Genomic DNA, 13155 nt, shown 5'->3' on the forward strand with positions numbered 1-13155 from the left:
CTCCTCCTACTTTTCATTTGATTTATTTGATATGTATCCCTTTAACAACGCCGGCCAATCAGTTTGGATAATCTCGAATCCCAAGTCTATCAGCTTTCCCCATGTCTCATCAAAACCAATCTTAATGGCATTATTATCATCTAACAGCCCTGAGAGAATGATCTCATCATTTAGGGTAATCGCGTTCACCCAGGGAGCGATCCCCGCTTTTTTCAAACGGTCCATGAATTCCGGGCTTAAGAATTCACTGTCCAGATCGGTAAAGATAAGTTCTGCCGCGGCCACATTGATATCGTACTTCTGAATGATATCCCATTCTTCCGGGCTCTTCATGATCGGCATATACATGATGCCGGTGCCGCTCTCTTCCAGTTCCTTTAAGAGCTCCTCCTCCACACCGGACTTTAAAAGAATCTGGTCCTTCATATTCATGCGGTCTAAAAGAGCGATAATCTCCTTCCAGTAAAACCAGGACCTGTCGATATTGATCAGGCACTTTCCGCGAAAATGCTCCAGCACATCTTCTAAATGTTCCAGCTTCTGTCCGCATACCTGCCGTAAGGAATTCAGCGTAAAGAGCTTCTCCACTTCCTCCGATGACATGGTTCGGATATCACGGTCAATTCCCAGCTCAAGAGGCTCTTCCCCATTATGGAATGCGTAAAATACTTTGTCCGTAGTCATGGATGCATCCACCTCGATCATATCCGCTCCATGAAGCAGTGCGTTCTTATATGCCAGACAGGTATTCTGCACCACGTTCCCGCCGCACGTACCGCGATGAGCCGCAATCAAAATCCGGTTCTTATCGATGAGTTCTCTGATTGACTGATTCTTTGTGTACATTTTCCGTACCTCCTTGTCTCTATATCTATTTTATACACCATTTATTGGAACGTGTCAATAGTGTTTCCGAATTATTTTGTTTATTTTACATAGTTATAACATGGATTTTACATTTTTTTGTGCATTTTATTATGTTACCTTTTGTTTTTCGCAGTTAAAATCCCCATTTTATTTGGCACGTTCAAATTAATACATTTGTTTTCTGTGCTACATTCGACTTTAAAAGTTTTTACTTCTGTTTAGCTTTCACCTTTTAACGAAAGTCTATCCTTGTCTCATAAAAGCAAAAAAAAACGTCGCGCAACAAATTTCAGGTGTCTTATTACTTACCTAAAACTTATTGCGCGGCGCCTTCCATACTTTTTATTTCCATTGCTGGCGGTTATTTCTTTTTATCCATGCTCCGTAATTTCGCAGAGTGCGGCTACCTCTTATATCGATGCGCAGTTTGACTTCATGTCAGTGCTTGTTTCGTTAAATGCCCGATCACATTCCTCCTGCGCCTTCTCAAGCGCGTCATCCATCTCTTCGATTCCCGATGCGATGGACCGGATCGCCTTCCCCAGGATATCCTCAAACAGGAACTCATTGAAATCAGGATTTCTGTCATGTTTATAAAGCCTCCAGCCGGGTTCGAAGGATTTCTCCATGTTCTCCAACCACGGATAGCGTTCCAGGATATCCATATTCCTGCTGATCTGGCGGTTACAGACGTATCCGCCAAGATACGTGATGGTCTCCGCGATATCCTTCCGGTACAGCCACTTTAAGAAGCTCATGCACGCGTCATACTTTTTGCTGAATCTGGAGATTCCCACCGAGCCTCCGCCCGACAATGGCTGCCCGCCCGGAACGGTGTCGCAGGCGATTCGTCCCAGCACCTTCGATTCCGGATTGTGAATCATCTCGGAGGCATAGTTGGAAAACACGATATGCATCGCCGTATTCCCCTCCGAAAACTGGCGGGTGGGTTCCCCCCACCACTGATAGATATCACTGCCCGCATACTTGCAGGTATCCAGATAATTGCGGATCGCCTGTTTCATCTCGGGGATGAGGATATTTACATTTCCCCGTGCATCGAAGATATCCTTCTTCAGTTCCCGGAAACGCGGCAGAAAATCGCACGCCGCCAGGAATGTTCTTCCGTAAGCGGTAACTGCTCCATACCTGGTTCTGGAATCGGGATTCTCTTTTCTCGTAAAAAATCTGGCCACTTCATTGTATTCTTCAAACGTCATAGGAATCTCCAGACGTCGTTTGTATTTTTCAAAAAATTCCCTTTTGATCAGCTCATCCTCGAATAAATCCTTCCTATAGAACAGCATCTGCACGCAGGCATCCAACGGAAACGCGTACTGGACACCATGAACCATGGAATAGTTTTCCGAGAGGGAGGGAAGAATCTGCTGCCGCAGCCACTTAACCGAAGAGCTGGAGCTGTCGAAGGGCTGATAAATCTTATCGCCCAGCTCCGTCATCCACGCCATGTCGATGCGGACCAGATCGTAGGGACTGTTCTGCACGCAGGCCTGCGCCATCTTGTAATGCTCATCGTAGGAAACCTCGATCATATTGACCTTGATTCCGGTCTCCCTGGTAAAGGAAGGAAGCAGCATGCCGATGGCCTTGCTGGTCAAATTCTGGATGGTCAAAAAGCAGATGCTGTCTTTCTTAACAGCGGCCGGAAGGGGATTACCGTAGAATCCGTCATTTTCCATGATCATCTGCTGTTTCTGCGCAGGAGCCGTCTCCGCTTCTTCCCCGCCGGCATTTACGATCTGATCCGCTATGTTTCTTCCCATGAGCTTATAATTCAGCTCATATCTGCACACGGCCGGATCGATTCCAATGCTCTTGCTGGTCAGCGCATATATAACCGGCATTTTCTTATCCGGATTATACTGATGGGCCATCCTCAAATAATCGGCGTCCTCCTGGCTCATGGCAATCACCGCGTCGAATTCCTCTTTCGAACCCAGAATATCAAAGGCCTTGTTAAACCACATGCTGTCGTCGCTGGGAAATATTTTGCAGGAGCAATTATCGTCCTCCAGCACATCCACCACACCGTTAATAAAGCTTTTATTGTTGGAATAGATGCTGTTCTCACAGAGCAAAGCCACATTCTGATGGCCATCCTCGATACACTTAACCGCGATATCCCGTCCCGCCTGCTCAAATCCAAAGGATACGTAGACAGACGCGTCCGGCATTCCCTTTACCTTTCTTTCGGCAAAGAAAAACCTGGTATCTGAAGTGTATAATCCCCTGTTCTTAAGAAGCGAGCTGACCACCACCACCGCCATGGGATTTAAGGAGAGAGCCTTCTTAACCGCTTTTTCCTCGTCGCACTCTAAGTTATTGGTGGATATGAGTTCTATGCTGATCTCGTACTCCCGCAGGTACTGTTCCAGCCCGTTATATAAATCGTTATAGCATTTTAAGCTGATCTTAGGCACAATGACGCAGACTCTCCGTGCCGTACCGGCCCGCAGCTGCTGGGCCTGGACGTTCATTTTATATCCCATCTCTTTGGCAATCCGCTCCACCAGCTGGATTTTTTCAGCGCTGACGTTCCCCCTTTTGTTTAACACATTGGAAACTGTGCCGTGGGATACCCCTGCTTTGGCGGCAATATCTTTGATCGTTGGCATAGGCTGCACCTCGTTTTTGGTTCGTTCAAATTTTATTATTTTCATTATAGCACGAGGGCAGAGAGTTTTCTATCTGTTTTTTGCGAGGACTTTGTGCAGGACACTAGAGCGGGACTTTCGTACGCGGTTCTAAAACGAGGCCGCACACGGTTCCATGACTTCCGCCTCCAGCACGATCCTCACCTGCTCCACCCTCCTGTCTTTCATCTTCATGACAGTTATGGTCATATTTTCATAATAGAGCACATCCCCTTCTTCCGGTATCCGCTCCGCCAGTTCCATCACCCATCCGCTTACGGTAAACGATTCAAACTCTTCCTCACCGCCCAGCTCCTCAAACAGCTTTTCCACGCTGGTATTGCCTAAAACCAGATATTCCTGATCAGATATCTTCTCAATTTCCTGAACCACCACATCGTGTTCATCCCAGATTTCCCCCACCAGCTCCTCCAGAATATCTTCCAGAGTTACAATGCCCATGGTTCCTCCAAACTCATCGATTACCACCGCAATATGCATCTTATTTTTCTGAAGTTCCTTCAGGAGGACGTTGATTTTCTTACTCTTAGCCACATACAGCGCCGGTCGGACAATGGCCTCCACGCCGCACACACCGCGATACACCTGATTATAAAAGTCCTTCTGGTAAATGATCCCTATAATGTCGTCGATCTTATCCTTATAGACGGGGAGACGGGAGTATCCGGTCTCGCCAAACACCGCCGCTATCTCCTCTTTATCCGCATCGACGGGAATTCCTGTCACATCGACACGCGGGGTTGCGATATCCATGGCTTCCAGCTCTGTAAATTCAATGGCGCTCTTGATCAGGCTTCCTTCCTGTTCATCAATCCCGCCATCCTGTTTCGCCTCCTCCACGATAGCAAGCAGCTCCTCCTCCGTAATGCCGGAATCTCCCGAAGTCCGGATCAGGACTGACAGCAGCTTTTTCCACTGTTTAAATAAGTAATTAGCGGGTGTCAGCAGCACCATAAACGCATTTAAAAACGGGGCTGAAAACATGGCAAACTGCTCTGGGGACTCCTTGGCAATACTCTTCGGGGAAACTTCACCGAAGATCAGCACCACAATCGTCGTCACCACGGTTGATATACTGGCGCCCGCCTCATCGCCCAGGAGCTTCACAAATATGACCGTGGCCAGCGATGCACTTGCAATGTTGACGATATTATTTCCAATCAGGATCGTGGACAGCAGCCCGTCATAGTTTTCGGACAGCTTTAACACCAGCCCTGCCCTCTTATTTCCCTTTTCCGCCATATTCTTGATTCGAATCCGGTTCAGCGAGGAAAACGCCGTTTCCGTCGCCGAGAAATACGCGGACATAATGATACATCCAATAATAATAATCAATGAGATACTCTGTTCTTCCATAATTTTTTCCTTCCTCTTTCTTCTTTTTTGACACACAGAGTCCGGCTTGACGGACTCTCATACCAGGGCGCGGCTGCTTTTGCAGCAAAAAAATGCTTTTCTACTACGCAAAAAAGCATAGCCCGCCTTTCCCGAGGGAAACGCAGGTTATGCTCCTATATCAACATTTCATTTCAATTATCATGTTCTTTTTTATCAACCGGTATGTAACTGTCGTATTTGAGTTTGCCCGGTGTGTGTCAGGTTCAGCGTCACTGTCGGCGTCGTCCATGAAATGAGTAAATTCCTTTCTGCATAAAGCGTTAATATGAAAGAAATTATAAAGAACCCCAGTGTCATTGTCAAGAAGCGTTCGAATTCCTTAACGCTTTCTTATCGCCTTTGTTTCTGTACCTTTTTCGCCAGTCAAGTCCCCTGCCGCTTACGACCGGTTATTTTTCCCTGACGGAAGTCACCAGATGGATAGGGCTGCACGTCCGGCTGGTTCACTGCACACGGAAATAACCGGTCAAGCGCTTCGATCGCCTCCTTAGCGTCACTGCCGTCTGCCACCACATAAAAACGCTCTCCCTTTTTCAGCTCTCCCGCCTTCAGTATGCTCTTTCCATTAAAATGTTTCTCTTCATTTTCAACCGTAATACTGCTTGTAAAACGGCTGGATATCAAAATCAGTTCCATCATCTGTTCCCTGGCCATTTTTTCTTCTGGCGCCAGATTGTACTCTCTGCTTTTCATTAATCTGTATCCAGTCCTTTCCCTGTGATCATTCTATATAATGTCCTACTTCTTTTACGTCTGATCATTTTCTCCAAATCTGTTTCGTTCAATACTGCCTTTCTTCTTCCATTTTATCTTTAAAATTATATTTTTGTAAGCGAATTTGATCTGCCTTTTAAAACTTTGTCTATTTTACCTTATATCCAGGCTTTCTGCATTTGTATTTTTTTCCATCGGTTACCGTTCACAATCCTAATATAGTAAAATACCACATTATTAATTGCATTTCCGCCCACAATATAGTATACTGGAAGAAGCAAGAACGTACGTTCTATTATAACGAAACAGAGAGGAGCCGTCAATGGAAAATAAAATCACGCCACCCGAAGCCACACCGACAGATAATACCGGATTATCCATTGACTACCTGGTTATTTCTTCCCCCTCCGACACGCTTCCCTACCAGAAGGCAATAAAAGAAGCGCCGCTCCTCGCCATAGACACAGAGACTACCGGGCTCGACCCGCACAGCGACCGGCTCCGTCTGATCCAGATAAGCGCTCCTGGTATTCCTGTGCTTATCTTTGACTGTGCGGTATTTCTCCCTGATGGAATTTCCTGTTTAAGAGAGCTTCTGGACACCCCTTCGGAAAAGCTGTTCCACAATGCCAAGTTTGACTTACAGTTTCTCATGGGTATTGGAATCGAATGCTTTCCAGTCTTCGATACCATGCTGGCCGCTCAATTACTCCGGCCGTGCGGCGGTCCTTTGCGGGCGGGCCTGGCGGCGGTGGCGGACCACTATCTCGGCATCAGGATGGATAAGACAGAGCAGACAGGCCCCTGGGACAGCACTTCTCTGACCAGATCCCAGCTGGCCTATGCCGCGTTGGATGCAGGGATTCTGCTGAAGCTGTACGGTGTGATGAAGCCGCTCCTGGCTCATCACGGTCTCGACCGGATTGCCTCCATTGAATTTGCCTGCGCTTCCGCCATCGCCCATACAGAATATGACGGAATCAATCTCGATCTGGAACAGTGGGATTCGCTTTGCAGGAAGACCGAGAAACAGTATAACGATGCTCTGGAAACCCTCTATACCTACAGCGGCACTCCCGCGTACCAGCTTACCCTGTGGGGCGGCGAGGAAGCCCTGGACGTAAACTTTGAGAGTAATCCCTATGTGCTCAAACTACTGAACCGGTACGGAATCCCGGTCAACTCCACATCGCGAAGAAGCCTGGCTCTCTACCATAACCAGCCTTTGGTACAGGCGCTGACCGAATACAGAAGGCACTCCAAATCCCTCTCTTCCTTCCTCCATCCCATTCCGGCCCAGATTCATCCCGAGACAGGCCGGCTCCATCCGAAATACATGCAGATCGGCGCCTGGAGCGGAAGAATGAGCTGTTACAATCCCAATATTCAGCAGATTCCGCGGGAAGCCGATTTTCGCAGCTGCTTTACAGCACCCCATGGAAGAAAACTGGTTCTTGCCGATTACTCCCAAATCGAGCTGCGCGTAGCGGCACAGATTTCCGGTGATTCCAGAATGAAAAGTGCCTGTCAGAAAGGCGAGGATCTCCATGCCCTCACCGCTTCCCTGATTTCCAATGTTCCGATCAGTCAGGTAACAAAAGCGCAGCGTCAGGCTGCAAAGGCTGTGAATTTCGGTCTGATATTCGGTATGGGCGCGGAAGGACTCAGACAGTACTCGAGTCAGTCCTATGGCGTAGATATGACATTAGAAGAAGCAGAACAGTTTCGCAGTGCCTTCTTTCAGAATTACCACGGGATCAACTGGTGGCACCATGACTTAAGAGAGAGCCATCCCCTGGAAGGCCGGACGCTCACAGGACGCAGGTTCCTGTTTTCTCCAAACACAGGTCTGGCCGATCTGGCCAACACTCCGGTTCAGGGCACGGCCGCCGATATTCTGAAATCTGCCCTCGGCCTTCTGGCCTCCCGGATCCGGGAAAGTGACAAGAAAATCGTAGGCATCGTCCACGACGAAATCCTGATGGAAGTCCCGGAAGAGGAAGTGGACGATGCGGTTGTTCTGTTAAAAAATACGATGGAAGAAGCCGCTCATGCGATACTCCCTGATGTTCCCTGTGAAGCGGATGCAAAGGCCGCTGATTCCTGGGCAGGCAAGTCAAAAACCCCGTAGCAGGCTACGGGGTTTTGACCCTCGCGGCAGTCGCCAAATGGACGCGCCCTGGCACACACCTGTTTTCTGTCATTTTCCAGGTTACATTCTGCAAAGGCTGCCATTTCCTCTCTATAGGCAGAACCTGGAAATTGTTCCAGAAAGCATTCCAGAATATGTCCCTTTGCAACATTCCGGCATTCCGGAGACGGCACACCGTGATGGAGAAACGTATGACCATCTATATTCAAAAGAAGGGGAATGATCGCCGTTTCCTCTTCCGGACAGACCTTCAGAATCTTCCCGACACACGAGACCGCATTGCCGAATTCCGCAACCTGCTGTGACCGGAACGAGAGGAGATACTTCTCTCTCATTTTCCCCCAGATGTCCCTGCCTCCGGCTTCCAAAAGCCCCGGAAGCGTAAGAAGCATGCCCCTTCCTTATAGAGGTCTCACATCAATATCCACAAGTTCCAGGCCATCATCCACTTCATGCAGATAGAGGTCGTCTATATGCCTGCGCAGAACCCGTTTTCCTCCCACATCGCCTTCCAGCGCCAGAAGCTCATTCCTGTATGCCTCCGAAAAAATCGCGGGGTTTCCGAACTCACCCATATTGCACAGACAGCCAATTCCTCTTTTGCTGTTTTTCCAGCCTTCGATCAGGCCCTCTATGGTGGCCGCCTTCAGATACGGCTGGTCACAGACCGCGAAGCAGTACGAGGCTTCTTCACCGCCCGGTGATGCCGCGGCTTCCAGGGCCAGGTGGATCGAATGAGAGATTCCCAGACTGCTCTGTACGTTCTCTACCACCACATACCCCCTTTTTTCCAGGTCTTCCATAATCTCCTGATACTGTGTTACTACGATTTTATCATCGAAAAGGCCATCCGGCAGTTTTTCCACCTCCTCCACGATATACTGATACATTGGCTTCCCGTGAAACGGGGTAAGCAGCTTGTTTCCATCAAACCGCCTGCTGTTTCCTGCTGCCAGCAGTATAAGAGTCAGTTTCATCCGCCAAATCCTCCATTCTACCTGTCCTTTAAAAAGAAAATACTCTCCTCCGGAACTACCAGGCGCTCCGGCACCCGCTCTTTCATATCATCCTTCCAGCGCCCTTTCGGTATTTTCCACCAGAGATCATTTTCCAAAATAAGTGTAACCTCAAAGGGGTCATCCAGAATCTGCTTTAAGCGGCACTCCATCACATTTTCCTTTTCCGCTTCATGGGCGGCGGTAAAGTAATGGGCGCGTATTCCGATAAACGGCCTGTCCTTTGGGACTTCTCTGTCTCTCATTATAACCTGAATATCCCAATTTGGCACGTAAAATGTGTGGGCATCCACATATTTGATGTCCAGAATGTTTTTACAGCCGGTCAGCTTGGCCGCCGACACGGTCTCAGGCTCTTTAAAGACATCCTTTACGGCCCCCGACACCACAATTTCACCCTCGTTGATCACGTGGATTGTACTGCAGAAACGATAGATCTCATCTCTGCTGTGCGTAACAAGGAGTACATCACCGTCATAGTTTCTCAGTTCCTCCAGCTGTTCCAACTGAAGCTTCTCCTTCAGATAGTAGTCCAGAGCGGAAAATGGTTCGTCCAGCATCAGCACCTCCGGCTTCGATGCCATAATCCTGGCCAGGGCAGCTCTCTGCTGCTGGCCGCCCGATAGTCTGGAAGGATACCGGTCCGCCAGTTCTCCGATATGATACATGTCCAGATACCGCATGGCGGCTTCGCGCCGCTCTGACTTGGGGCAGGATAGGGCCATCTCCACATTTTCCCGTATGGTCATGTGGGGGAACAATGCATAGTTCTGAAACAGATAACCGACTCCTCTGTCCTGAATTTTTACGTTGACCCCTTTTGCCGAATCAAACAGCACACGGCCATTTAACTCGATTCTTCCCTCGTCCGGTGTGAAGATTCCCGCAACGCACTTTAAGGTCATGCTCTTGCCGCATCCCGAAGCGCCTAAGATCCCTGTGATTCCGGAATCTCTCTCCGTGTCGAAGGCGACATTTAAAGTCATATCCCTCAATTTTTTCTTGATCTCTACCTTCAGGCTCATGGCTCACTCCTACGAAAATTTCTTTTTGCCTGCGGCGGCCGTATTCATGCCTGCCACGATGAGAAGGGATATGGCAACAATAATAATCACGTATTTCCCCGCTCCCTCCATGTCTCCCGCCGCCACCTCTGAATAGATGGCAAGGGGCAGCGTCCGCGTCTTTCCCGCAATATTTCCGGCGATCATGGCCGTTGCTCCAAATTCTCCCAGTCCTCTGGCAAAAGCCAGAACACCGCCCGAGAGAACTCCCGGCATGGCCATCGGCATAAGAATCTTCCAGAAAACCTTCCGTTCCGGTATCCCCAGGGTTCTCGCCGCATTTAAGACATTTTCATCGACCAGTTCGAACGCGCCCCTTGCAGAACGGTACATAAGCGGAAATGATATCACCACCGCCGCAAGCACCGTTGCCTGCCAGGTAAACACGATTTTATAGCTGAATACAGCAAGAAGCAGCTTTCCGATCGGACGCTTCACTCCAAATATGTAAAGCAGAAAGAACCCGGCCACTGTTGGAGGAAGAACGAGAGGGAGTGTGAGTACTCCGTCCAGTATAGCCTTTGCCCGTTCTGATTTCAGGGCAATCACCGCTCTGGCCGCCCATATTCCCAGAAAAAATGTGAAAATAATCGATATAACTGATGTCTTTAGTGAAATGAGAACCGGTGACAAATCCACTTGCTTCTCCTCCTTATCTCTGGCACATTATGAACCCTCGGCGTTTTAGTTACCATTCACGGCCCCGTCTGCCGCTGCGAATCCGTTCTTTAAAAAGATATCCATAGCTTCGCTGCTGGCCAGGAAATCGATAAATTTCTTTGCGCCCTCCGGATTTTCACAGTCTTTGATGATGCCTGCTGGATAAATCGCCTTCTTAACGCTTCCTTCCGGTGCTTCCGCCACGATCGTTACTTTATCGGTCTGCGCTGCGTCTGTTGCATATACGATTCCGGCCTTTGCACTTCCCTCTGCAACCCAGTTTAAAACCTCGGTTACGTTCGTTCCCAGACTGGCCTTAGCAAGCACCTCATCCCAGAGTCCCAGGTTGGTCAGCGCTTCCTTCGAATACTGGCCTACCGGCACGCTGTCCGGATCTCCGAGCGCTGCGTTTTCGGCCTTTGCAATATCCTCGAAAGAGGAGTAGTTTCCTTCGTCACCGGTTGGTACGATGAAAACGATCTTGTTTTCCAGAAGATTCCTGACGCTTCCGCCCTGAATCATGCCTTCGTCATCTAAAGCATCCATCTGTTTCGTCGCCGCCGAAAAGAATACGTCGATACCGGCCCCCTCTTCAATTTGGGTCTGAAGTTTTCCTGAACTGTCATACGTTCCCTCGATTGTAAAACCAGGGTTCTGCTTTTCAAATAATGGAATCAGTTCATCTCTCAAACAGGTTTCCAGACTTGCTGCCGCTGCGATGGTCACGGTCTGTGCTTTTGTTGCTGCCTCTGAAGCTGCCTGTGTTGTCGTCTCCGGTTCAGCCTTTCCTGTTCCTCCACAAGCGGTAAGCGCCGCCATCGCCACTGTTAATGCACCTGCTAATAAGATTGCTTTTTTCACTATTTTACTCCCCTTTTCTTCTTTATATGAAAGATGCCTTCCAGCACTCCGCCCCCTATGGCGGTTGCCTTATCGGAAATGGTCCAGCAGTGTTCGACGACACCCCTTGGATCGATATCTCCCGATTTCATTCCCTCTGTCACTGCCACACCATCCTGAAGCAGTCCTCGTACAACGCCTCCCACCTCTGCGTATATGGGAGTTTCTCCGCTGTGTCCTACCACGTCACCCTTTTTAACCAACGTTCCGATCTTCACATCTCCCGTAAATATACCGTCAGATTCGGCGCGAATAATGCGCTCCTTATCGTATCCTCCAATCATTCCGGGGACACCCGTATTCGGAAATGCACTGCCTTCCCAGATACAGCGTCCCAGATTGTGGCCGCGTTTCGTCTCCACCACCACGTGACAGTCCTCACCTGCCGTAAATCCAGGGCCGACACCGATGACAATATCCGCATCCGACATTTTTGATCCCAGATTCACCTTGGCTAAGATAGCGTCCACCACGATATCCGGTCTCCAGGATTTTAACGTCTCACACGACGGATCGACAATTACCGCTACCTTGTCCTGATTTACAGTGTTATCTATTTCCTCCGTATTTCGGCAAAGTACCCCTTCAATATCTTCCACCAGGGCATTTCCTTCATAAACCGCCCGGGAAAATGCGACTGTTCTCCGCACGGTTGTGGGAACCGCAATTTCAGTCATCGCTACGGAAAATCCACAGCGATGCAGGCGGCAGGCTATTCCCGTTGCCAGATCTCCGGCCCCTTTTATCAAGACTTTTTCCACAACACTCTCTTCCTTTCACTCAATCTCTTTCTACTTCCTGGCGCACTCTCCGCCGCGTCCCGACAGGATGTCCAAACCATGCGGCAGCGTATCCAGCACGTATTCCAGGCTCTCCCGAACCGCCTTCGGGCTTCCCGGAAGATTGACAATCAGCGTGCCTCCGCGGATGACGCTCACACCGCGGCTCAGCATGGCACGTTTCGTCACGGTCATGCTGTAGGCACGAATCCCCTCCGCGATTCCCGGAGCATTCCGCTCTGCTACCGCCATCGTGGCCTCCGGCGTCACATCCCGCCTGGAAAATCCGGTTCCGCCCGTCGTCAGCACCAGATCACACTGCACCTGGTCACTCAGGCGGATGAGCTCCGCCTTCAGCGCCTCTCCCTCATCTGGAAGCAGACTCTGAGCCACCACCTCATAGCCCGCTGACTCCAGAATTTCCTTTATCACGGCTCCGCTCTTATCTTCTCTCTCGCCTGCCGCGCCTTTATCGCTGAGCGTTACGATTCCTGCTCTGTACATACGTTTATTTCATCCCCTTCCTTCATCACGCCTCCATGCAGCACCCGGGTAAAAATTCCGTTGGCAGGCATAATGCATTCTCCCATCTTCTTGAAAATCTCGCAGTGGCTGTGGCACTCCTTGCCAATCTGCGTCACCTCCAGAAGGATATCGCCGCAGGACAGCCTGGTGCCCACAGGAAGGCGGACCAGATCGATCCCCTTCACAATCACATTTTCACCGAAGGCGCCATCGCCGATCTCGGCTCCCCGCTCCTTAAATGCCTCGATGGTCTCATAGGACAGCAGACTCACCTGGCGGTGCCATTTTCCCGCATGTGCATCATTTTCAATACCGAATTCCTCTATAAAATGTCCCTCTGAAATTCCCTTTTTCTGTGTCCCTTTTTTCTCGCTGATGCAGACAGCCATAACCTGACCCATGTTT

General features: G+C 49.5%; 13 protein-coding genes. 1 reads left to right on the top strand and 12 read right to left on the bottom strand.

Annotated features, from left to right (window positions below):
• Window positions 1-6: 6 nt before the first annotated feature.
• The 4 genes from M1L66_RS23675 to M1L66_RS23690 all read right to left on the bottom strand — a co-directional run bounded on the left by M1L66_RS23675 (window position 7) and on the right by M1L66_RS23690 (window position 5633).
• Entirely contained in the window at window positions 7-846 is an 840-nt protein-coding gene (locus M1L66_RS23675; protein WP_434688606.1) for a glycerophosphodiester phosphodiesterase family protein, read from the bottom strand.
• 431 nt (window positions 847-1277) lie between these two features.
• Window positions 1278-3503 (bottom strand): extracellular solute-binding protein, encoded by a 2226-nt coding sequence (locus M1L66_RS23680; RefSeq protein ID WP_434688607.1) that lies wholly within the window; start codon window positions 3501-3503, stop codon window positions 1278-1280.
• A 129-nt stretch (window positions 3504-3632) separates the two neighbouring features.
• Window positions 3633-4898: an HlyC/CorC family transporter gene (locus tag M1L66_RS23685; RefSeq protein ID WP_110322459.1), complete on the bottom strand. Its 1266-nt coding sequence runs from the start codon at window positions 4896-4898 to the stop codon at window positions 3633-3635.
• 405 nt (window positions 4899-5303) lie between these two features.
• Window positions 5304-5633, bottom strand: coding sequence for an HPr family phosphocarrier protein (locus M1L66_RS23690; protein ID WP_434688608.1), 330 nt, complete (start codon window positions 5631-5633; stop codon window positions 5304-5306).
• Window positions 5634-5976: 343 nt separating this feature from the next.
• Between M1L66_RS23690 and M1L66_RS23695 the strand changes: the two genes are divergently transcribed.
• On the top strand, window positions 5977-7785 hold the full coding sequence (locus M1L66_RS23695) for a bifunctional 3'-5' exonuclease/DNA polymerase (RefSeq protein ID WP_434688609.1): 1809 nt from the start codon (window positions 5977-5979) through the stop codon (window positions 7783-7785).
• Here the strand turns inward: M1L66_RS23695 and M1L66_RS23700 are convergent.
• From M1L66_RS23700 to M1L66_RS23735, 8 genes are read right to left on the bottom strand one after another with little or no spacing between them, the layout of a single operon-like run.
• On the bottom strand, window positions 7704-8198 hold the full coding sequence (locus tag M1L66_RS23700) for a hypothetical protein (protein WP_434688610.1): 495 nt from the start codon (window positions 8196-8198) through the stop codon (window positions 7704-7706). The genes M1L66_RS23695 and M1L66_RS23700 overlap by 82 nt on opposite strands.
• Before the next feature lie 9 nt (window positions 8199-8207).
• On the bottom strand, window positions 8208-8783 hold the full coding sequence (locus tag M1L66_RS23705; protein WP_187023996.1) for a nucleotidyltransferase family protein: 576 nt from the start codon (window positions 8781-8783) through the stop codon (window positions 8208-8210).
• A 17-nt stretch (window positions 8784-8800) separates the two neighbouring features.
• Window positions 8801-9847 (bottom strand): sulfate/molybdate ABC transporter ATP-binding protein, encoded by a 1047-nt coding sequence (locus M1L66_RS23710; RefSeq protein ID WP_187023995.1) that lies wholly within the window; start codon window positions 9845-9847, stop codon window positions 8801-8803.
• A 9-nt stretch (window positions 9848-9856) separates the two neighbouring features.
• A complete protein-coding gene (gene modB, locus M1L66_RS23715; protein ID WP_187023994.1) occupies window positions 9857-10525 on the bottom strand; it encodes a molybdate ABC transporter permease subunit in 669 nt (222 codons plus the stop codon).
• Window positions 10526-10570: 45 nt separating this feature from the next.
• A complete protein-coding gene (gene modA, locus M1L66_RS23720; protein WP_187023993.1) occupies window positions 10571-11407 on the bottom strand; it encodes a molybdate ABC transporter substrate-binding protein in 837 nt (278 codons plus the stop codon).
• The gene (gene yqeB / locus M1L66_RS23725; RefSeq protein WP_434688611.1) at window positions 11407-12207 is read right to left on the bottom strand and encodes a selenium-dependent molybdenum cofactor biosynthesis protein YqeB; all 801 of its coding nucleotides are present in this window, start codon (window positions 12205-12207) and stop codon (window positions 11407-11409) included. Before yqeB ends, modA begins: the two co-directional genes overlap by 1 nt.
• Window positions 12208-12237: 30 nt before the next feature.
• Window positions 12238-12729: a MogA/MoaB family molybdenum cofactor biosynthesis protein gene (locus M1L66_RS23730; protein WP_187023991.1), complete on the bottom strand. Its 492-nt coding sequence runs from the start codon at window positions 12727-12729 to the stop codon at window positions 12238-12240.
• Window positions 12708-13151: an MOSC domain-containing protein gene (locus M1L66_RS23735; RefSeq protein ID WP_002602720.1), complete on the bottom strand. Its 444-nt coding sequence runs from the start codon at window positions 13149-13151 to the stop codon at window positions 12708-12710. Before M1L66_RS23735 ends, M1L66_RS23730 begins: the two co-directional genes overlap by 22 nt.
• Window positions 13152-13155: the final 4 nt, after the last annotated feature.

This window comes from Hungatella sp. SB206, from assembly GCF_051132295.1.
GTDB lineage: Bacteria > Bacillota > Clostridia > Lachnospirales > Lachnospiraceae > Hungatella > Hungatella effluvii.

Coding starts and splice junctions, on each gene's coding strand:
- M1L66_RS23675 (WP_434688606.1), bottom strand. CDS start 846: ATGTACACAAAGAATCAGTCAATCAGAGAACTCATCGATAAGAACCGG.
- M1L66_RS23680 (WP_434688607.1), bottom strand. CDS start 3,503: ATGCCAACGATCAAAGATATTGCCGCCAAAGCAGGGGTATCCCACGGC.
- M1L66_RS23685 (WP_110322459.1), bottom strand. CDS start 4,898: ATGGAAGAACAGAGTATCTCATTGATTATTATTATTGGATGTATCATT.
- M1L66_RS23690 (WP_434688608.1), bottom strand. CDS start 5,633: ATGAAAAGCAGAGAGTACAATCTGGCGCCAGAAGAAAAAATGGCCAGG.
- M1L66_RS23695 (WP_434688609.1), top strand. CDS start 5,977: ATGGAAAATAAAATCACGCCACCCGAAGCCACACCGACAGATAATACC.
- M1L66_RS23700 (WP_434688610.1), bottom strand. CDS start 8,198: ATGCTTCTTACGCTTCCGGGGCTTTTGGAAGCCGGAGGCAGGGACATC.
- M1L66_RS23705 (WP_187023996.1), bottom strand. CDS start 8,783: ATGAAACTGACTCTTATACTGCTGGCAGCAGGAAACAGCAGGCGGTTT.
- M1L66_RS23710 (WP_187023995.1), bottom strand. CDS start 9,847: ATGAGCCTGAAGGTAGAGATCAAGAAAAAATTGAGGGATATGACTTTA.
- M1L66_RS23730 (WP_187023991.1), bottom strand. CDS start 12,729: ATGTACAGAGCAGGAATCGTAACGCTCAGCGATAAAGGCGCGGCAGGC.
- M1L66_RS23735 (WP_002602720.1), bottom strand. CDS start 13,151: ATGGGTCAGGTTATGGCTGTCTGCATCAGCGAGAAAAAAGGGACACAG.